The organism is Cedecea neteri NBRC 105707 = ATCC 33855, from assembly GCF_001571265.1.
In the GTDB taxonomy this organism is placed as follows: domain Bacteria; phylum Pseudomonadota; class Gammaproteobacteria; order Enterobacterales; family Enterobacteriaceae; genus Cedecea; species Cedecea neteri.
This window is the reverse complement of sequence record NZ_BCTL01000013.1, coordinates 1-20,220: the sequence shown is the minus strand read 5'-3', so window position 1 is coordinate 20,220 and position 20,220 is coordinate 1. Positions and strand designations below refer to the sequence as shown.

Here is a 20,220-nt window from a genome sequence, read left to right as displayed (position 1 = left end):
CAGAGAAAGTTAATTTCTTCGCCAGCACCATTTCCCCCGCACTCTTTAATCCCCTATTAGCACATTTTCTCCAGCTTTTAATACTCCTTATTCGCAACGCCCCCCAGACCACAGACAGCGACAATTTCAGCCATTTACGCTAAAGTAACGCCTCGACATTCAGTGAAGTGAGGGTGAGATGTACGATCGCTATGACGGTTTAATCTTTGATATGGACGGCACGATTCTCGATACAGAGCCGACTCACCGTAAAGCCTGGCACGAAACCCTTGGCCGCTATGGCATGAGCTTCGACGAGCAGGCGATGGTCGCCCTGAACGGTGCGCCAAGCTGGAAAATTGCCGCGGCGATCATTGAAAGCCACAATGCCGATCTCGATCCCCACAGCCTGGCGGCTGAAAAAACCGTTGCCGTTCGAGCTATGCTGCTTGATACCGTGCGCCCGCTGCCGCTGATTGAAGTGGTTAAAGCCTGGCATGGCCGCCGGCCGATGTCGGTCGGCACAGGTAGCGAAAGCGATATTGCAGAAGCACTGCTTAAGCATCTTGGTTTGCGTCAGTATTTTGCTGCGGTCGTGGCAGCAGATCATGTTAAACACCATAAGCCAGCACCTGATACCTTCTTACGCTGCGCCGAGCTAATGGGCGTGGCGCCGGAAAAATGTGTGGTATTTGAAGATGCTGATTTTGGCCTTCAGGCGGCGCGCAGTGCGGGAATGGATGTCGTGGACGTGCGCTTACTGTGAGCGACACGCTATCGCTCCTGTCATTGTTCACCAGCAGTTTCCTGAGTGCGACTCTGCTGCCCGGGAGCTCGGAAGCGGTGCTTGTGGCGCTTCTGGTCGCCGGAAGCGGTCCGGTATCGGTTCTTGTGATAATAGCAACAATCGGTAATAGCCTTGGCGGTATGACTAACGTTATTCTGGGGCGCTTTTTCCCGCAGCGTATACAATCGCGCTGGCAGGGGAAAGCGACCGACTGGTTGACTCGTTTTGGCCCGGCGACGTTATTACTGAGCTGGATGCCGCTGATAGGCGATCTGTTGTGCCTGCTGGCCGGGTGGTTACGCCTGCGCTGGGGGCCGGTGATATTCTTTTTATGCCTTGGTAAAGCGCTACGCTACATCGTTGTTGCGGCTGCAACGGTACAAGGCATGGCGTGGTGGCACTAATTGCGTGGGATGAGTCTTCATCACCGGCGAAAACAATTATGCTTATTAAAATAAATTCGACAGGCGGGAGGTCAATTTGATCCCGGACGTATCACAGGCTTTGGCCTGGCTGGAAAAACACCCTGAAGCAGTAAAAGGCATTTGCCGTGGTCTTGAGCGTGAAACGCTACGCGTGACGCCAGAAGGCGATTTAGCCACCACCGGGCATCCTGAAAGCCTTGGCTCAGCGTTTACGCATAAATGGATTACCACGGACTTCGCCGAAGCCCTCCTGGAATTTATTACTCCGGTTGATGGTGACATTGACCATATGCTGACCTTCCTACGCGACATTCATCGCCATACGGCGCGTGAGCTGGGCGAGGAACGTATGTGGCCGCTGAGTATGCCGTGCTACATCGACGACGGTCAGAACATTGAGCTGGCGCAGTACGGCTCCTCTAACGCGGGCCGCTTTAAAACGCTGTACCGCGAAGGGTTGAAAAACCGCTATGGCGCGCTGATGCAGACCATTTCCGGCGTGCATTACAATTTCTCCCTGCCGATGGCTTTCTGGCAGGCAAAATGCGGCGTGCAGGACGCTGAAAGTGGCAAAGAGGCTATTTCTGCCGGCTACTTCCGCCTGATTCGCAACTATTACCGCTTTGGTTGGGTTATCCCTTACCTGTTCGGTGCTTCTCCGGCCATCTGCTCTTCGTTCCTGCAGGGCAAAGAGAGCGCATTGCCGTTTGAGAAAACCGAATGCGGAATGTATTACCTGCCGTATGCCACTTCATTACGCTTGAGTGACCTGGGTTACACCAACAAGTCGCAGAGCAATCTGGGCATCACCTTCAACGATCTGAACACCTATGTCGATGCGCTGAAGCGGGCGATTAAAACCCCGTCGGAAGAGTACGCTAAGATTGGTTTGATGAAGGACGGCAAGCATTTGCAGCTCAACACTAACGTGCTGCAAATTGAAAACGAGCTCTATGCACCGATTCGTCCAAAACGCGTGACGCGGGACGGAGAATCACCGTCAGATGCGCTGCTGCGCGGCGGGATCGAGTATATCGAAGTGCGTTCGCTGGATATCAACCCGTTCTCGCCAGTTGGCGTGGATGAGCAGCAGGTTCGCTTCCTCGATCTGTTTATGATTTGGTGCGTGCTGGCGGATGCGCCGGAAATGAGCAGCGACGAGCTGCTGTGTACCCGCACCAACTGGAACCGCGTGATTCTGGAAGGGCGTAAGCCTGGGCTGACTCTGGGCATTGGCTGTGAAACGGCTCAGCACCCGCTGTCAAAAGTGGGTAAAGATCTGTTCGCCGATTTACGCCGCGTGGCGGAAACGCTCGACGGCATGACCGACAGCCAGGAATATCAGCAAGTTTGTGACCAACTGGTTGCCAGCTTTGACGATCCGGAGTTAACGTATTCAGCGCGTATTTTGCGTTCTATGATTGATAACGGGATTGGCGGCACCGGCCTGGCGCTGGCCGAACAATACCGTCAGATGCTGATTCAGGAACCGTTGGAAATTTTAACCGCGGATGCCCTGCAGAAAGAGCATGATGCTTCATGGCAGCGTCAGCGGGATATCGAGGCGGCGGATACAGAGTCGTTTGAGAGCTGGCTGGCGAAGAAGGCCTGAGACAAAAAAAGAAAATGGCCACATACTTGTGGCCAAATATTCATCTCTGAATAACAGGGATGATGATAACAAATGCGCGTCTTTCATATACTCAGACTCGCGTGCGTAAAAATAGTTTCAATTATTTTTAAAAAAAATCATTTTATCGGAGGTGACCAGATGCCGTTGTTGGATAGCTTCACAGTCGACCATACTCGTATGGGTGCGCCTGCAGTCCGTGTAGCCAAAACTATGCACACGCCACACGGTGACACCATTACGGTGTTTGACCTGCGCTTTTGTGTCCCGAACAAGGAAGTGATGCCGGAAAAAGGGATCCATACTTTGGAACACCTGTTCGCCGGTTTTATGCGTGACCACCTGAACGGGAACGGTGTTGAGATTATCGACATCTCCCCAATGGGCTGCCGCACTGGGTTCTACATGAGCCTGATTGGCGTTCCGGCAGAGCAGCGCGTAGCGGATGCCTGGAAAGCGGCGATGCAGGACGTGCTGAAAGTGAAAGAGCAGAACCAAATCCCTGAGCTGAACGTTTACCAGTGCGGGACGTATCAGATGCACTCTCTACAGGAAGCGCAGGATATCGCGCGCCACATCATTGAGCATGGCGTTAGCGTCAACAGCAACGATGAGCTGGCCCTGCCGAAAGAGAAGCTGCAGGAGCTGCACATCTAGCGGTGTGCCAACTGTAAAAAGGAGCCTTATGGCTCCTTTTTTTACGCCTGCGGTATGCTATCGTCATCTTTTTGCTCGTGAAATAAACTATGTCCACCAGCCTGCAATTCAGCTTTGCCACGCGCCCGCTGGTTCCGTTTGCTTATGACTATACTCATGGCGCAACGGAGCCGTGGCACAGCCATGACTGTGCGCAGCTGCTGCATACGCTGAGCGGAGTGGTTCGAGTCGAAACCGAAAAAGGTATCTGGGTTGTTCCGCCAGGGCGCGGCGTCTGGTTGCCCGCTGGTACTCAGCACCGGCTGCAAATTATCGGGCACGTAGCGGCGCGCACGTTGTTTATCGATCCGTTTGCCCGGGCTGACTTACCCTCGGTGTGCCAGGTTGTGCAGGTCTCCACTTTACTGCGTGAGCTGATTATCACCTCGCTCCAGCTGCCGGAGGCGTACCCGGCGGGAAGCCGGGCGGAGCGAATTTACGAACTGATCCTGGATGAGATTCGGGGTATCGCCGCGCTGCCGTTTAATCTGCCTGAGCCGCAGTCTCAAGGGTTGCTGGCATTGTGTCGTCAGATTCAAGCCGAGCCCGGCAAGTCGTGGACAAACGCCCTTGCCGCTGAAAGCCTTAACGTCAGTGAGAGAACGTTGCTGCGCCATTTTCGCCAGCAAACGGGCCTGGCGTTTAGTGAATGGCTGCGCAGGGCAAGGCTGATGGAAGCTCTCAACCGCCTTGCCCAGGGGCAGTCCGTACTGCGCGTTGCGCTGGACCTGGGGTATGAAAGCCACAGCGCCTTCAGCGCTATGTTTCGGCGAACGCTCGGCGTTTCACCGAGCGAATATTTCTTCTCTGATTAACCCACAGGCAGCGCGTTTAACAGCGCCTGTAAAGAAGCGCGAGAGACATCGTTATCAATGCCGGTTCCCCAGTGGCTCGCGCCCTGCCTGAAGATGCAGCGGATATAGGCCGCTGAGCGGCTTTCGCTGTGCCTGCCGAGCGTATGCTCATGATAATCCTCAATAGAAAGTGTCAGAGCAAAACGAGACTTAATGGCGTCCGCTGCGGCGGAAAGCAGGCCGTTACCTTTGCCCTGCAGAGTGATAACGCCATCCTGCGTCTGAATGCGGGCCCACAGCTGGAGCGAGCCATCGGCCTGGCTCTCCGTCCGGTAATCCAGCAACTGGCGTGGGGCGGTTTGATACGGGCCATAAAGCTCCCGGAACAGCTGCCACAGAGCGCTCAGCGTCATCTCATTGCCATCCCTGTCGGTTTGCGCCTGCACATGGCGGCTAAAGTCCTGCTGTAAACCGCGCGGCAGCACCAGGCCGTGGTTTTGCTCCAGCATCCAGGCGGCACCGCTTTTCCCGGACTGGCTGTTGACGCGGATTACCGCCTCATAGCTGCAGCCGATATCGTTCGGGTCAACGGGAAGATAGGGCATCTCCCACAAAGCCGAACTGGATTCTCCACGCGCGGTAAAACCTTTCTTGATGGCATCCTGATGTGAGCCGGAAAAGGCGGTAAATGCGAGCTTCCCTGCATAGGGATGGCGCGGATGCACCGGTAATTGATTGCATTGTTCGACCAGTTCAACCACCTGCTTCATATCGCTGAAGTCCAGCTGCGGCGAAATCCCCTGGCTATAAAGATTCATCGCCAGCGTGACCAGGCAGACGTTGCCGGTGCGCTCCCCGTTGCCGAACAGGCAGCCTTCAACCCGGTCTGCTCCGGCAAGAATGGCAAGTTCGGCGCTGGCGACGCCGCTGCCGCGATCGTTGTGCGGATGCACGCTGATACAGACCGCATCGCGGCGGGAAAAGTGGCGGCAGAAATACTCTATCTGATCGGCATAGACGTTGGCCGTGTTCACCTCAACGGTAGCGGGCAGATTAATAATCATTGGGCGTTCGGGCGAAGGCTCCCAGACGTCTGCCACCGCCTCACAAATTTGCAGGGCAAACTCCGGCTCGGTAAAACAAAAGGTTTCCGGGGAATATTCATATCGCCAGCGCGTCTGAGGATTTGCCTCGCACAGCGCTCGCACCTGGCGAGTGGCGGTCACCGCCAGTTGAATAATCTCTTCTTTACTCTGGCGGAATACCAGCTTGCGGAACAGCGGCGCCGTGGCGTTGTACAGATGTAAAGTCGCGCTGTGGGCTCCTTCAAGCGAGGCAAAGGTACGCTCAATCAGGTCGCTGCGCGCCTGGGTCAGCACCTGAATGGTGACATCTTCAGGAATACGATTTTCTTCAATCAGCTGACGCACAAACTGGAAGTCGGTTTCTGAGGCGGAAGGGAAGGCGACCTCTATCTCTTTAAAACCGCACTTAAGCAGCAAATCCCAGAAACGCAGCTTGCGGGCCGCATCCATCGGCTCGGCCAGCGCCTGGTTGCCGTCGCGCAGGTCGGTGGATAGCCAGCGGGGAGCCTGCGTCAGGTTTTTGTTCGGCCACTGCCGGTCTGGCAACTGAATCGGCGCATGGGCGAGGTATTTTTGCGATGGGTTGGTCAGCATCAGGATTCTCCAGGTCATGGGGTCTGTTTATCCTGGAGAAGAACGACGTTTGATACTGGCGCAAAGCTGACAACCTGTATGGCGAAACCGCCATGTTCAGGCAAAGAAAAAGGAGCCCGAAGGCTCCTTTAGTGAGGAATGTCAGTGCGCGCCACCGCCTCCGCCGCCCGCCCCGAAAGGCGGTTTGGCAAACCACACCAGCCCAAGCAGCAGAATAAACACCCCTGCCGAGAACCAGAAAATCTCGTTGGCGGAGATGATCAGCCCCTGGTTGGTGATCTGCTGGGCAATGTAGCCGGAAGCCTGCTGCTGCGACATGCCTAAGCCCTGAAGCTGGTTATAGGTTTCAACCGAGTTCGGGTTAAACGGCGTGATCGACTCCGTGAGCTGCGCATGGTGCAGCGACTCGCGGTTCGTCCACAGCGTGGTGGTTATCGAAGTGCCAATCGAACCCGCCAGCGTACGGGTGAAGTTCGACAGGCTCGACGCCGCGGCAAGGCGCTCCGGCGGCAGGCCAGACAGAGTAATTGTGGTCAGCGGCATGAAGAAGCACGCCACCGCAAAGCCCTGAATAAACTGCGGCCAGGCCGACGCGGCAAAGTCCATCCCCGGCTCAAAGGTATACGCGCGCCAGTAGAAGCACACTGCATACATAATGAAGCTGAAGGTCACCAGGCGGCGCATATCGAGTTTGTGCGCGAAGCGGCCGATAATTGGCGACAGCAGCACTGGGATTATCCCGACAGGCGCAGATGCAAGCCCGGCCCAGGTCGCGGTATAGCCGTACACTTCCTGCAACAGTTGCGGCAAGAGCACAATCGCGCCGAAATAGAGCATGTAGGCGAGACTGATACACAGGCAGCCGATGGTAAAGTTTCGCGACTTAAACAGCGACAGGTCGACTATCGGGTTATCGTCGGTCAGCTCCCAAACAATCAGGAAGCTGATGGTGACCACCGCCACGACCGTCAGCACGATGATTTCCGTCGAGTTGAACCAGTCCAGCTCTTTGCCCCGGTCGAGCATGATCTGCAGGCTGCCGATCCCCAACACCAGCAAGGCCAGGCCCACGCCGTCAATGCGGCGCTGCTCGGTGCGGGTTTCGCGGCCTCGCAGGGCCTGCAGGCCCATCAGCACCACGACAATGCCAATCGGCACGTTGATGAAGAAGATCCAGCCCCAGTGATAGTTATCGCTGATGTAGCCGCCCAGGATCGGGCCACAAATCGGCGCGACGATAACCGTCATCGACCACAGCGCCAACGCAATGCTGCGTTTGGCGGGAGGATAGTTGCTCAGCAACAGGCTCTGCGACAGCGGGATCAGCGGCCCGGCAACGATCCCCTGGATAACGCGGAAGAAGATAAGCATCGTCAGGCTGTTCGACATGCCACACGCCCAGGAGGCGATAGCAAATAGTACGGTCGACCACAGGAACAGCCTCACTTCCCCGAAGCGTTTTGCCAGCCAGCCGGTTATCGGGATTGAGATGGCGTTAGCCACCCCAAACGAGGTGATAACCCATGTCCCCTGGCTCAGGGATGAGCCCAGGTTACCGGCAATGGTCGGGATAGCCACGTTAGCGATAGTGGAGTCCAGCACCTGCATAAAGGTCGCCAGCGACAGGGCGATGGTCATAATGACCAGCTGGGCCCCTTCTAGCGGTTTTTGTTGTGCCATACGCCCTCCGCTTTATTAACCCGCATTGGCCTGAATAATCTGGTCAATAAGCTGGTTAGCTGGCGCCAGATTCAGCTCGCGGGCGTTACTTTCGTAAACCGGCGTGGTGCGGGTCTGGGATGACAGCACGCTTCCGTCGCGGTTGCTGGTATCGACGTTCACCAGCGTGGACAGGCCGATGCGCAGCGGATGCTGTTCAATCTGTTTGGCGTCGAGTTCGATACGAACCGGCAGGCGCTGAACCACTTTGATCCAGTTCCCGGTGGCGTTCTGCGCGGGCAGCAGCGAGAAGGCGCTGCCAGTACCCATATCCAGGCCGACAACTTTCCCGGTGTACTTCACTTCGTCGCCGTAGATATCACTGATGACGGTGGCAGGCTGGCCGATACGCATATGTGCCAGCTGGGTTTCTTTAAAGTTAGCGTCCACCCACAATCCGCTGGCCGGCACGATAGCCATCAGCGGTGTAGACGGGCTGATTTGTGCACCAACCTGTACGGCGCGGCGAGAAACATAGCCGGTCATAGGGCTGACGATTTTGGTCCGCTGCAGCGCCATCCAGCTGTTGCGAACTTCGGTGGCCGCCTGCTGAACGGCAGGTTGCTCTTCCAGTTTGGTGCCGAGGATCATCGCCTGGTTAGCATTGTATTGCTGAACGGCAACGTCCAGCTGAGCCTGAGCGCTGGTCACCGCATCGCGAGCGTGCTGCAGTTCTTCGCGGCCGATCAGGTTGGCGCTGCCCAGCGGAATACGGCGGTTCAGGTCGCTTTGCGCCTGCGCCAGCGCGGTTTTCTGCAGTTCGATGTTCGCCTGATACTGCTTGCTGTTGATCATCAGCTGGCGAGTCTGGCGCACGCTTGAGGCCAGCTGGGTTTTGGCTTTCTCAAAGGCCTGCTCGGCGTCGGCACCGTCGAGGCTGACCAGTACATCACCCTGTTTTACAAAATCGGTATTGTCTGCCCAGACTTTGGTCACGCTGCCGGACACCTGGGCCATGATCTGCACTTGGTTCCCTGCGACATAAGCATCATCGGTCTCTTCAAAGTGACGCAGCACCAAAAACCAATAGATCCCATATGCCACAGCAATAATGACAAAGAGCAAGGTCAACAAGATCAGGGCACTCTTACGTTTGCCTTTCTTGTTAGCCGGTTGCTGCGGGGCTTGAGTCTCCGCATTTGCGCTCATGCTAATCTCCACCTGTTTATTATTATTTCCGGTCAGCTGAGCCGACCTGTTAGACCTGACAGGCCAGCAAGGAGATTGCTGGCCTGAGAGTAGTTGTGAAATCGGATTGTTGTCGGACGTACAGACGGTGAAAGCTTAGCTCAGAGCTTCGAGGATCACTTTGTCCTCTTCCATCTGGTCGAGGCGGTTGAGCAGCTTACGGGTGATCATTTCCAACTGCTCTTTTTCGCCGGCGTCGAGCGCGGACCACAGCTGATGCAGGCAGTTATGCTGCGGCGGCAGCACCTGGCGCAGGAATTCGTGACCCTTTTCGGTCAAATGCAGATGCAGGCAGCGGCGATCGTTGTCGCTTTCACGGCGTTCGATCCAGCCACGTTTTTCCAGCTCATCGGCAATACGCGTCGCGTTGGTGCGGGATGAGCCCAGCGCACAGCTCAGCTCGGACGGCTGAATGCTGTGGTTTTCCTGGGACTCAAGGGTAATGAGTGCCATGAATAAGGTCTCGTTGATCCCCTGCGCCTTCAGCATCTTATTGCGGTTTTCCAGCAGTTTACCCTGCATGTGCATACAAAGACGCGTCAACAGAACTTCCTGGTATGGGAACTCCTGGTAACGTTTGGCGCGGAACTTCAGCATTTGTTCTATGGGCGTGAACGAACTATCCATTTTGGCATAACCTCATTAGTTGCAGCCGATATAGTAACGATGGTGACAAATAAAGTAAATGCATTATTTATACGTTTATATGCGTTTATATACGTTTATATACGTTTGGTTGTTGCCACCATCGGCGTAAACCACGCTAAGCCGTAGCCCAGAGCGCTAAGCAGCGTGGGGAAAGAAAATGGGTTTCGAGTAGGATAACGACGTTTAACGGCATCGAAGCCGGAGGCTGACGCCTTGAGGACAGGAGAAATGGCGATGGAAAAGCTGCTTTTCAGTCTTACGAACAGTTTCGCCCTGTGGCGATTGTCGGCTGAAACAGTTGCGGGTCTATCCATATACGGTGTTAATAAATAACCTGCGTTAATGTCACTCGAATTAGTAAACGGGGACAACCTTAACAGACTGTCCCCGTCATTACATCTTCAATTTCCCTTACGGGCAGTGGCGATATCGCGCTAATCGGCCTGTCGCTGGTATCCGCGCCACCACACTACCAAATTTAGTAGGGCGACGCTGGCACCGGCGATGCACACCCCGTTCCAGCCGGCATGTTGGTAAGCACTCGCTGAAATCAAAGAACCCGCCGCACCGCCGATGAAGTAGCTGGTCATGTAGCCGGCGGTCAATCGGTTACGTGCTTCCGGCATCATGCGGTAAATCAGACTCTGGTTGGTGATGTGAACGCCCTGCACGGTGAGATCCAGCACCAAAATGCCAATAATCAACGCGATGGCCGAGAACTGGCCAAAAGCGATAGCCACCCAGGAAAGTAACAGCAGCAGCAGGCCGATGGTGGTGGTGTGGTGCCCTTTGCCTTTATCAACCAGCCCGCCAGCGGGGCGAGCACCCAGTGCCCCTGCAGCGCCTGCCAGACCGAACAGGCCGATAACGCCTTCGGAATAGTTAAACGGCGGCGAGGCCAGCAGGAACGCCATTGAGGTCCAGAGAATGCTGAAGTTGGCGAAAGTCAGGCAGCCCAGCAGGGCGCGGGTGCGCAGCAGGCTGTTTTTAATAAACAGGCTGAAGATAGAGCCCAGCAGCTGCGGATAGTTGAGGTGACTGTCCTGCTTCACCTGCGGCAGCCCGCGCCACAGGGCGAGCGCCATCAGCGCCATCAGCACGCTGGCAACCCAGTAAACGGTGCGCCAGCCGCCAAGGCTTGCCAGTAAACCGGCCACGGTACGCGCCAGCAGAATCCCAAGCAGCAGCCCGCTCATAATCGTCCCGACAACTTTCCCGCGTTTTTCCGGTGCCGCGAGCGTGGCGGCAAACGGCACAAGAATTTGCGCTACCACGGAGAAAAGCCCGGTCAGCGCGGTGCCCAGAATCATCATCCACAGGGACTGGCTGGTGGCGGTGATCAGCATCCCACCAGCCGCCAGCAGCGTCATAAAGACGATAAGCCCTCGGCGCTCGAACATATCCCCAAGCGGCACCAGCAGCAACAGCCCGGCCGCATAGCCAAGCTGCGCCGTTGTGACGATGAAACCTGCCTGGTTTACCGAGAGTGAGAAGGCGTTTGCGATGGTATCGAGCAGCGGCTGCGCGTAGTAGTTGCTGGCCACCGCGAGGCCGGTCGCGACGGACATCAGAACGATCAGCGCCGGGCTGAGTCCGTGAGTATTGTTTTTCATTATTATCTTCAACTTGCCAAAGAGAGGTCTGAATAATAGCGAAAAATGATGACAGCTGAAGGGGAGGTGGGTGTCGGATCGTGCGGTGATTAACCCTCATCCCGGCCTTCTTCCTGGAAGGGAGAAGGGGGAAAAGAAGGAGAAGAGGAAAGATGTTTGTCTGTTTATCTTCCCCTCCCTCTGGGAGAGGGAGATAAAAGGTGTTTGTTTGGTTATCCCCTCTCCCTTTTGGGGAGAGGGTGAGGGGCGTTTATTTCGCCGCCAGCGCCTCTTTCACCCAGCCGTCAAACTGCGCCTGGTGCGCTTTGATCCAACCGTCCACGTGGCCGTTAACATCGGCTTCGGAAGATTTACCGTTATGCATCATCGCGTTCTGGGCGTTAATGTCCGCCAGCGGTAGCTTCATGATGGCAAACAGCTTCGCAGCCTGTGGGTTCTTCTCGGCCCATGCCTTGTTGGCCACAATGTGCATGGTGTTCACCGGGAAGCCATAGTTTGCGCCGTTAGGCAGTTTAGTATCGATATCTTTCTGCTCACCCGGCAGGGATGAGAACGGCACCTGCAGCCACACCACGTCTTTACCCGGCTTCAACACGTCGCTCACCCAGTATGGCGTCCAGGTGTAATACAGCACCGGTTTACCTTCTTTGAAACGCGCGATAGTGTCGGCCATCATCGCCGAGTAGTTGCCGTGGTTAACGGTCACGGTGTTCGCCAGCTTGTAGGCTTCATTCTGGTGATTAATCACTGCCTCACAGCCCCAGCCCGGCGTACAGCCCATCATGTCGGCTTTGCCGTCGCCGTTGCTGTCGAATAGTTTGGCAATTTTTGGGTCTTTTAGCTGCTCAATGTTGGTAATGTGGTACTGATCGGCGGTTTTCTTATCGATGAGGTAACCCTGAGCCGCGCCGGTCACGAAGGTCCCTTCGCGGTAGAATTTCTTGTCACCGCCCGCGGCGGCGTACATATCATCATGCAGTGGCTGCCAGTTAACGGCGGTAAAGGTGGCATCGCCGGAGGCGATAGAGGTGTAGCCGACGTTATAGTCCACTTCACTTGGCTTATTCACGGTGTAGCCCATTTTTTCCAGCGCGCGGCTGACCAGCAGCGTCTGGAAGCTTTCCTCAGAGATGGTGCTCTGTATCGGCTGAACGGTGATGCCTTTGCCCGGCAGGTCTGCGGCAAAAGCGCTGGTGGTAACGAGTGTCGCAAGAGCTGTGGCTAAAATAGCGTTGTGTCGCATCGTTATTCCTTTTTAATGGTGATGGGGCGAGGGGCGGCCGAAGCCGCCGCCTGGCTTATTTAATGAAGGGACGGGTCACAAGACCCAGCGGGCCGGTGGTGTACCAGCGGCGGTTGCCACGGGAGCGGGAATCGCGCCCAATGGACTGAGTCAGGCGGTCGAGAATAATGGCGAGGATCACGATCCCCACGCCACCGACCGTAGCCAGGCCCATATCGAGGCGGCCAATGCCGCGCAGAACCATCTGGCCGAGTCCGCCCACGGCAATCATCGAGGCGATAACCACCATCGACAGCGCCAGCATCAGCGTCTGGTTAACCCCGGCCATAATGGTCGGCATTGCCAGCGGGAGCTGGACTTTGAACAGCATCTGGCGCGGGCTGGCGCCGAATGAGCGAGCGGCCTCGACCAAATCTGCCGGCACCTGCTTAATCCCGAGGATAGTCAGGCGCACAATCGGCGGCAGGGCGAAGATAATCGTCACCACCACGCCCGGCACGTTACCGATGCCGAACAGCATCACGATAGGCACCAAATAAACGAACGCCGGGGTGGTCTGCATCGCATCCAGCAGCGGGCGAATAATCTTCGCCGCCCGTTCGCTACGCGCCAGCCAGATCCCAAGCGGCAGGCCGATGACCATACAGAACAGCAGGGCGGTCAGCACCAGCGCCAGGGTTACCATCGCCTGAGACCACGCGCCAATCGCACCGATGGCAATCAGCGAGATCAGCGTGGCGACGCCCATGCCGAGGCTGGACATCTGCCAGGCAATCAGCGCAAAGACGATAATCGCCACCGGCGCTGGCATACCTAACAGCAGCTGCTGGAAGCCGCTAAGAATATAATCCACCGGCACGCGAATGCCCTGGAACACCGGGCGGAAGTGGGTCACCACCCAGTCGATCCCCTGCGTTACCCAACTGTCGAGCGGGATCAGCGTTTTATGGAACGGATCGAGAATATTAAAATGCTCAGGTGCCGCTGCCGGTGCGGAATTCAGCCAGTCTGCGCCTCCGCTGCTGGCTGCATCTGACGCCGGAGCGCCCCACGCGTCTGCAGAGCTTGCGGCCTGATTGGTTGCGACGTCTGCCGCCGCGCTGCCGGTATCCCACGGATTTGTTGCGTCACTCATTGATTTGCCCCCTCACGATCTAATGCCTGAAGCAGCACCCCTTTTGAGATGATGCCCACGTATTGCCCCTCTTCACTGACTACCGGCACCGCGCACGGGGCCTGGCCGACATGAGAGAGCAGATCGCTCAGTGAGGTTTCGGCGGAAACCGCCTCTGGTGAGGCCAGAAACGCATGGTCCAGGCCTTCACCGGCCGCCAGCGCCGCTTTCAGCGAATCGGTGGAGACAATCCCAAGGAATTTCTGTCCACGCTCAATGACATAGCCATATTCGCGGTCATCATCCTGCAGCAGCTTAAGCGCCGAGCGTGGCCCGAAGCCTGTGGTTTTACGCAGCAGGCCAGCCGGGCTGCGGCGGGCAATATCTTTGGCGCTAAACACCTGGCTGATGTCTACGCCGCGGAAGAAGGTCCGTACGTAATCGTTGGCCGGATTATTAAGGATTTCATCCGGCGTGCCGACCTGTACCACTTCGCCTCCCTGCATAATGGCAATGCGATCGCCAATACGCATGGCTTCATCAAGATCGTGGGAAATAAACACGATGGTGCGCTGATGTTTTGCCTGTAGCTTAATTAATTCGTCCTGCATTTCGGTACGAATTAAAGGATCGAGCGCGGAGAATGCTTCATCCATAAGTAATATGTCTGGATTAATGGCCAGCGCACGGGCTAAACCTACGCGCTGACGCATGCCGCCGGACAATTCATCAGGATAAGCATGGGCATAATTCTCAAGCCCGACCTGACGCAACGCATCAAGCGTTTTTTCATGCCGTTCTTTGACCGGAATTCCTGCCAGCTCCATTCCGAAGGCAGCATTATTTAACACCGTCATATGTGGCATTAAAGCAAAGGACTGGAAGACCATTGCGATCTTTTTTTTGCGCACCTCGCGGAGTTCTGATTCTGATATTTTGGCAATATCAATGCCGTCAATCAGTACCTGTCCACGGGTGGGTTCAATCAGGCGATTGAGAAGGCGAACCATGGTGGATTTTCCTGAACCGGATAACCCCATGATGACAAAAATCTCGCCTTCTTCAATGGCCAGACTGGCGTCTTTTACGCCAAGCGACAGACCCGTTTTTTCCAGTAATTCACTCTTGGAAATGCCTTTCTCTATGTATTTGAATGCGCGCTGTGGATGTTCGCCAAATACCTTATATAAATTCTTCACTTCTAATTTAATTGCCATGCAATATACGGCTTCCTGTATTTGATTTATTTATAGATGATTCCTGGTGGAAATATTGACCTGTATATACCCTAACATACTAAGAATCTGAGGCAACCCTCGATTTTGTGATATGGAAATATCCTTGCGTGAATTGTGGATGGCGTTTCCCGTGAGCGCTGGGCTGAGCGGTAATTAATGCGGTGAGATATTTTTTGTCAACGTGGAGAATATTCAGCCTGAATGGGATGCATTCAGGCTGAAATGACAGGAATATTACGGTTTTGCTATTAAGTTTATAACGGCAGTTTTATTTCGATTTAGCAGCCATTTTGCCTTGTCCTGGAAGGTATTATTTTCCCGCCAGGCATGTGCGGCCGTGACAATATTTTCCAGCGCCTCATCAGGCTTGAACGGCTCCATATTGGGGTAAGGCCACGGAGTCTGGCTATCGACAAATCCGGCGATATACAGGTAGCCATTATGCAGGCTGTGCTCGCCGCTTTTCGCCTGCCAGACGTTGACCCCAACCTTTTCACCCAGTAACCCTAACGGGTTCCAGGCATCCAGAATAAAGTTGCTGTAATGCCAGGAGCGCGTCCGCTCAATTTCCGTCACCGGCACGCCTTTGGCGTCAAACTGAACTGGAATACGCTGGGTGGCAGAAATCAAACGCTGTTTTGCCGCGTCTTTATCCCCCAGCCACAGGGCAATGGCGGCGGCCTGAACGTCATACCAGGTGCCGTGGTTATTTTCGGCCGCGGCCTCTTTTTTGCCGTTTTCGCTGGTGGTCAGCCACTGATAATAATCGCGATACCACTGCCTGAGTGAACGCCAGGTTTTATCGTCCAACTGGCCGCCATCGTGCAGCAGTTCAATAGCGTCGATCAGCCGCACAAAGCCGCGTCCGTCGAGAATGCCGGTACCGCGCACGCCTTTTCGCCCTGGAATGCTCTGGGCATTAGCCAGATTCGGCGTCATTCGGGTTTCCGGCGTGATAAACCAGTTCACCAGTTGCTGGCGGGCTTTTGCCGCATATGCCGCGTTGCCGGAAAGCTGCCAGGCCAGCGCCAGGTTCCAGACGTCGTCGGTCATGCCGTTTAGCCGGGCTTTATCGCTTTGCTTGCCGACCGCCGCAGGGTTTATCTGACCATCTTTTCTCACCCACGGCAGGCCGTCGGGGGCTTTTGGGTCAGGCCACCAGTAGTCCGAAAAGCTGTAATATTCATGAGGATCGCCCGCCGGAGATCCGGGGCTTTTTTGGGTGATGCTGTAGAGTGGATGAATAAGCGCCTGGTCGGCTTTATGTTTGAGGGCCCGCCAGGCGGGCATGAGCTCAGGGTTTTGCTGGCTAATCTCTTGCTTGCTGTGCGCCAGCTGTGCCGTGTCCAGCAGCAGCGGGGCGCCAAAGGCTAAGGGTGCGCTGCCGCATAGCAGCGCCAAAACAGAACAACGAAATAACGACATAGGCCACCTCGCAAAAATGCTCAGCGGCCAGACTACTAGAAATCCCAGTCCTCATCCTCGGTTTCCACCGCTTTGCCCATCACGTAAGAGGAGCCGGAGCCGGAGAAGAAATCATGGTTCTCATCGGCATTCGGCGACAGCGCGGCGAGGATGGCCGGGTTAACTTCCGCCATCTCTGCCGGGAACAGTGCCTGGTAACCCAGGTTCATCAGCGCCTTGTTGGCGTTGTAGCTCAGAAACGCTTTTACCTCGTCTTCCCAGCCCAGTTCGCGGTAAAGCGTTTCGCTGTAGGCCAGCTCGTTATCGTAGAGATCCATCAGCAAATCGAGGGCAAAATTTTGCAGCTCGGCCTGGCGTTCCGCGCTCTGCTGGGCTAGTGCTTTCTGATACTTGTAGCCGATGTAATAGCCGTGTACAGCCTCATCGCGAATGATAAGCCGGATGAGATCGGCTGTGTTGGTCAGCTTACCCCGGCTGGAGTAATACATCGGCAGCCAGAAGCCGGAGTAAAACAGGAACGATTCGAGGAACACGCTGGCAATCTTCTTTTTCAGCGGATCGTTGTCGCGATAGTGGCCCAGAATAATCGCGGCTTTGCGCTGCAGGGCGTCGTTTTGCTCGCTCCAGTCGTAGGCGGCATCCACGTCTTTGGTCTGGCAGAGCGTGGAAAATATCGAACTGTAGGAGCGGGCGTGCACCGCCTCCATAAAGCTGATATTCGACATTACCGCCTCTTCGTGCGGGGTCAGTGAATCGGCCATTAGCGCCGGAGCGCCTACGGTATTTTGAATGGTGTCCAGCAGCGTCAGCCCGGTGAACACGCGGATCACGAGCTGCTGTTCCTGGCCGCTGAGCGATTGCCAGGCCGGAATGTCGTTAGAGAGCGGCACCTTCTCCGGCAGCCAGAAGTTGCTGGTCAGGCGGTTCCAGACCTCGAGGTCTTTCTCGTCCTCGATTTTGTTCCAGTTGATGGCGCTTACGCGCGTCAGTTGCGTCATTTTCTTTCCTTGTACTTTCGCGTGGTACTTCGCGTTATAGCGCGCAGGACACGCAGCCCTGCACCTCGGTGCCTTCCAGCGCCAACTGCCGCAGACGAATGTAATAGAGCGTCTTAATGCCTTTCTTCCAGGCATAAATTTGCGCTTTATTAATGTCGCGGGTGGTGGCGGTATCGCGGAAGAACAGCGTCAGCGAAAGCCCCTGGTCAACGTGTCGGGTGGCCTCGGCGTAGGTGTCGATGATTTTTTCCGGGCCGATGTCGTAGGCGTCCTGGTAAAACTCAAGATTGTCGTTGGTCATAAACGGCGCGGGATAGTACACGCGCCCGGTTTTACCCTCTTTACGGATCTCAATCCGGGACACAATCGGATGAATGCTCGAGGTTGCATGGTTGATATAAGAGATAGACCCCGTCGGCGGGATGGCCTGCAGATTCTGATTGTACAGGCCATATTCGCGCACGTCGTCGCTGAGCTGCTGCCACTGTTCGCGGGTTGGAATCGCAATCCCCGCCCCGGCGAACAGCGCCCGAACTTTCTCCGTTTTTGGTTCCCATGTTTGTTCCAGGTACTGCTGGAAGTATTCGCCGCTGGCATAGCGCGATTGTTCAAAGCCGGCGAAACGCTGCTGCCGCTCGCGGGCCAATGCGTTGGAAGCGCGAAGCGCGTGCCAGGTGATGGTGTAGAAATACATATTGGTGAAATCCAGACCTTCCGCTGAGCCGTAGGCAATGCCTTCGCGCGCCAGATAGCCGTGCAGGTTCATTTGCCCGAGGCCAATGGCGTGGGAGGCGGCATTCCCGGCTTCGACCGACGGCACCGAGCGAATATGGCTCATATCAGACACCGCCGTCAGGCCGCGAATAGCCGTGTCTATCGTGCGGCCAAAATCAGGTGAGTCCATTGTATGGGCGATGTTCAGCGAGCCGAGGTTGCAGGAGATATCTTTGCCAGTCTGCGCGTAATCGAGGTTTTCGTCATAGGTCGAGGCGCTGTTTATCTGCAAAATTTCCGAGCAGAGATTGCTCATGTTGATGCGCCCGGCAATCGGGTTGGCCCGGTTAACCGTGTCCTCAAACATGATGTACGGGTAGCCGGACTCAAACTGGATCTCCGCCAGCGTCTGGAAGAAATCACGGGCGTTAATCCAGCTTTTACGGATACGGTCGTCGTCCACCATCTGCTGATAAAGATCGTTGACGCTGATGTCGCCAAACGGCTTGCCGTAGATTCGCTCCACGTCATAAGGCGAAAACAGCGCCATCTGCTGATTGGTTTTGGCGAGCTGGAAGGTGATATCCGGGATCGTGACGCCAAGCGACAGCGTTTTAATACGGATTTTTTCGTCGGCGTTTTCCCGCTTGGTATCGAGGAAACTCAGGATATCCGGGTGGTGAGCGTTCAGGTAAACCGCGCCTGCGCCCTGCCGAGCGCCAAGCTGATTGGCGTAGGAAAACGCGTCTTCCAGCATCTTCATGACCGGGATCACGCCCGATGACTGGTTTTCAATGCGTTTGATGGGCGCCCCTGCTTCACGCAGGTTGGAGAGCAGAAACGCTACGCCGCCGCCGCGTTTGGAAAGCTGAAGCGCCGAATTTACCGCGCGCCCAATCGATTCCATATTGTCTTCGATGCGCAGCAGGAAGCAGGAAACCAGCTCTCCCCGCTGCTTCTTGCCGCAGTTGAGGAACGTCGGCGTCGCGGGCTGAAAACGGCCGCTTAGCATTTCTTCCATCAGGCGGGTGGCAAGCTGCTCATCTCCCTGCGCCAGAGTCAGCGCTACCATGCAAACGCGATCCGGAAAATGTTCCAGATACTGCTTCCCGTTCCAGGTTTTCAGCGTGTAGCTGGTGTAATACTTCCACGCGCCTAAAAAGGTCTGGAACTGGAAGCCGCTGCCGTGGGCGCGGTCAAAGAGTTCAAGGACGAACTGGCGGGAGTAGCGGGTCAGCACGGTTTCGTCGTAATACTGCTCGGCCACCAGGTAGTCCAGCTTCGCCTGCAGGTTGGGGAAACTGACGGTGTGCGGCAGCACATGTTGCTCGAAGAAGCTTTCCACGGCCTGTTTGTCTTTATCAAACTGGATGTTTCCCTCTTTGTCATAGAGGTTGAGCATGGCGTTGAGGGCGTGGTAGTCCACGCTCTCCGTCGCTAAACGGACTGCTTCTGTCGTTGCCAAAATTCGCTTACTCCCTTACGCACGTTGTCGATGTCTTGCGGGGTGCCCAGTAGCTCAAAACGATAGAGATAAGGCACCTGGCATTTCTGTGAGATGACGTCCCCGGCCCGGCAAAACCCTTCGCCAAAGCTGCGGTTGCCGCTGGCAATCACGCCGCGGATCAGCGCCCGATTTTTCGGGTTGTTAAGGAAGCGGATCACCTGCGGTGGTACCGCCCCGGCAATGCCGCCGCCGCCATAGCTGGGCACGATTAAAATGTAGGGTTCCGTCACTTCCAGGCGTGCTTTTACCTCGAGAGGAATGCGCAAGGCGGGCAACCCAAGGCGTTCGATAAAACGCAGGGTGTTTTCCGACTCGCTGGAGAAGTAGACGAGGGTGCTCATACGCTGGCGGCAACGCAGAGGCGATTGATCATATCCGGGCGAAAACCGCTCCAGCTTTCCGCTTCGGTGACCACCACCGGCAGCTGGCGGAAGCCTTTGGCTCTCAGGTCATCTGCCGCTTCCGGATTGAGGTCGAGATTGATCATCTCGAAGGCAAAACCCCGGCTCTCCATAGCCCGTTTTGTGGCATGGCACTGAACACAATCATCTTTAGTGTAAATAGTAATACGCATGATTCGTATTTCCCTTTAGAATAATGGAACGCCGCAGTTTGCTGCCCACGGGTGGTGTGTTCTTACTGAGAGAAATACTAGATGTTGATTTAATAATTTGCAACCACGCAACATATAGTGTTTTTGATGGTTTTTGTAGAGGGGAGGGGGAAGGTTCTTCGGCATAAAGAGCCTTTATCTATGAAAGATAGGTTAAGGTTCCGTTCACCTGTGATCCTGTTTCCCCTGTACGTTCAGATCACGTGAACG

18 protein-coding genes are annotated in these 20,220 nt (G+C 55.6%); 5 read left to right on the top strand and 13 right to left on the bottom strand.

Going from position 1 to position 20,220, the window contains the following annotated elements; all coding sequences use genetic code 11:
* The first annotated feature begins 178 nt into the window (after nt 1-178).
* The 5 genes from yqaB (at nt 179) to CNE01S_RS07190 (ending at nt 4,332) form a co-directional block, all read left to right on the top strand.
* A complete protein-coding gene (gene yqaB / locus CNE01S_RS07210) occupies nt 179-745 on the top strand; it encodes a fructose-1-phosphate/6-phosphogluconate phosphatase (RefSeq protein WP_039297558.1) in 567 nt (188 codons plus the stop codon).
* Complete coding sequence (locus CNE01S_RS07205) at nt 742-1,170, top strand: YqaA family protein (RefSeq protein ID WP_061274690.1); 429 nt, start codon at nt 742-744, stop codon at nt 1,168-1,170. Before yqaB ends, CNE01S_RS07205 begins: the two co-directional genes overlap by 4 nt.
* A gap of 76 nt (nt 1,171-1,246) precedes the next feature.
* Complete coding sequence (gene gshA, locus CNE01S_RS07200) at nt 1,247-2,803, top strand: glutamate--cysteine ligase (RefSeq protein WP_061274688.1); 1,557 nt, start codon at nt 1,247-1,249, stop codon at nt 2,801-2,803.
* Between the two features lie 159 nt (nt 2,804-2,962).
* Nucleotides 2,963-3,478: an S-ribosylhomocysteine lyase gene (gene luxS, locus CNE01S_RS07195; protein WP_008458247.1), complete on the top strand. Its 516-nt coding sequence runs from the start codon at nt 2,963-2,965 to the stop codon at nt 3,476-3,478.
* An 89-nt stretch (nt 3,479-3,567) separates the two neighbouring features.
* Nucleotides 3,568-4,332, top strand: a complete 765-nt coding sequence (locus CNE01S_RS07190; protein WP_061274686.1) for an AraC family transcriptional regulator — start codon at nt 3,568-3,570, stop codon at nt 4,330-4,332.
* On the opposite strand, the gene leuA is transcribed toward CNE01S_RS07190, so the two are convergent.
* From leuA to nrdH, 13 genes are all read right to left on the bottom strand, one after another.
* The gene (gene leuA, locus CNE01S_RS07185) at nt 4,329-5,990 is read right to left on the bottom strand and encodes a 2-isopropylmalate synthase (protein ID WP_061274692.1); all 1,662 of its coding nucleotides are present in this window, start codon (nt 5,988-5,990) and stop codon (nt 4,329-4,331) included. The genes CNE01S_RS07190 and leuA overlap by 4 nt on opposite strands.
* Nucleotides 5,991-6,131: 141 nt before the next feature.
* A complete protein-coding gene (emrB, locus tag CNE01S_RS07180) occupies nt 6,132-7,670 on the bottom strand; it encodes a multidrug efflux MFS transporter permease subunit EmrB (protein WP_061274684.1) in 1,539 nt (512 codons plus the stop codon).
* Between the two features lie 15 nt (nt 7,671-7,685).
* Nucleotides 7,686-8,858 carry a multidrug efflux MFS transporter periplasmic adaptor subunit EmrA gene (gene emrA / locus CNE01S_RS07175; protein ID WP_061274682.1) on the bottom strand — a complete coding sequence of 391 codons (1,173 nt, stop codon included), beginning with the start codon at nt 8,856-8,858 and terminating at the stop codon, nt 7,686-7,688.
* Nucleotides 8,859-8,993: 135 nt separating this feature from the next.
* Nucleotides 8,994-9,524: a transcriptional repressor MprA gene (gene mprA, locus CNE01S_RS07170; protein ID WP_038479555.1), complete on the bottom strand. Its 531-nt coding sequence runs from the start codon at nt 9,522-9,524 to the stop codon at nt 8,994-8,996.
* A gap of 455 nt (nt 9,525-9,979) precedes the next feature.
* Nucleotides 9,980-11,158, bottom strand: a complete 1,179-nt coding sequence (locus CNE01S_RS07165) for an MFS transporter (protein WP_061274680.1) — start codon at nt 11,156-11,158, stop codon at nt 9,980-9,982.
* Nucleotides 11,159-11,408: 250 nt separating this feature from the next.
* Complete coding sequence (gene proX, locus CNE01S_RS07160) at nt 11,409-12,401, bottom strand: glycine betaine/L-proline ABC transporter substrate-binding protein ProX (RefSeq protein ID WP_061274678.1); 993 nt, start codon at nt 12,399-12,401, stop codon at nt 11,409-11,411.
* Nucleotides 12,402-12,456: 55 nt separating this feature from the next.
* Nucleotides 12,457-13,536, bottom strand: a complete 1,080-nt coding sequence (gene proW / locus CNE01S_RS07155; protein ID WP_061274676.1) for a glycine betaine/L-proline ABC transporter permease ProW — start codon at nt 13,534-13,536, stop codon at nt 12,457-12,459.
* Nucleotides 13,533-14,732, bottom strand: coding sequence for a glycine betaine/L-proline ABC transporter ATP-binding protein ProV (gene proV / locus CNE01S_RS07150; RefSeq protein ID WP_061274674.1), 1,200 nt, complete (start codon nt 14,730-14,732; stop codon nt 13,533-13,535). The genes proW and proV overlap by 4 nt, the downstream gene beginning before the upstream one ends.
* Nucleotides 14,733-14,987: 255 nt before the next feature.
* Complete coding sequence (locus CNE01S_RS07145; RefSeq protein WP_061274673.1) at nt 14,988-16,178, bottom strand: alginate lyase family protein; 1,191 nt, start codon at nt 16,176-16,178, stop codon at nt 14,988-14,990.
* A 35-nt stretch (nt 16,179-16,213) separates the two neighbouring features.
* A complete protein-coding gene (gene nrdF / locus CNE01S_RS07140) occupies nt 16,214-17,176 on the bottom strand; it encodes a class 1b ribonucleoside-diphosphate reductase subunit beta (RefSeq protein WP_061274671.1) in 963 nt (320 codons plus the stop codon).
* 34 nt (nt 17,177-17,210) lie between these two features.
* On the bottom strand, nt 17,211-19,355 hold the full coding sequence (gene nrdE, locus CNE01S_RS07135; RefSeq protein ID WP_061274669.1) for a class 1b ribonucleoside-diphosphate reductase subunit alpha: 2,145 nt from the start codon (nt 19,353-19,355) through the stop codon (nt 17,211-17,213).
* Nucleotides 19,328-19,738 (bottom strand): class Ib ribonucleoside-diphosphate reductase assembly flavoprotein NrdI, encoded by a 411-nt coding sequence (gene nrdI / locus CNE01S_RS07130; protein WP_039297519.1) that lies wholly within the window; start codon nt 19,736-19,738, stop codon nt 19,328-19,330. Before nrdI ends, nrdE begins: the two co-directional genes overlap by 28 nt.
* The gene (nrdH, locus tag CNE01S_RS07125) at nt 19,735-19,971 is read right to left on the bottom strand and encodes a glutaredoxin-like protein NrdH (RefSeq protein WP_038479580.1); all 237 of its coding nucleotides are present in this window, start codon (nt 19,969-19,971) and stop codon (nt 19,735-19,737) included. The genes nrdI and nrdH overlap by 4 nt, the downstream gene beginning before the upstream one ends.
* Nucleotides 19,972-20,220: the final 249 nt, after the last annotated feature.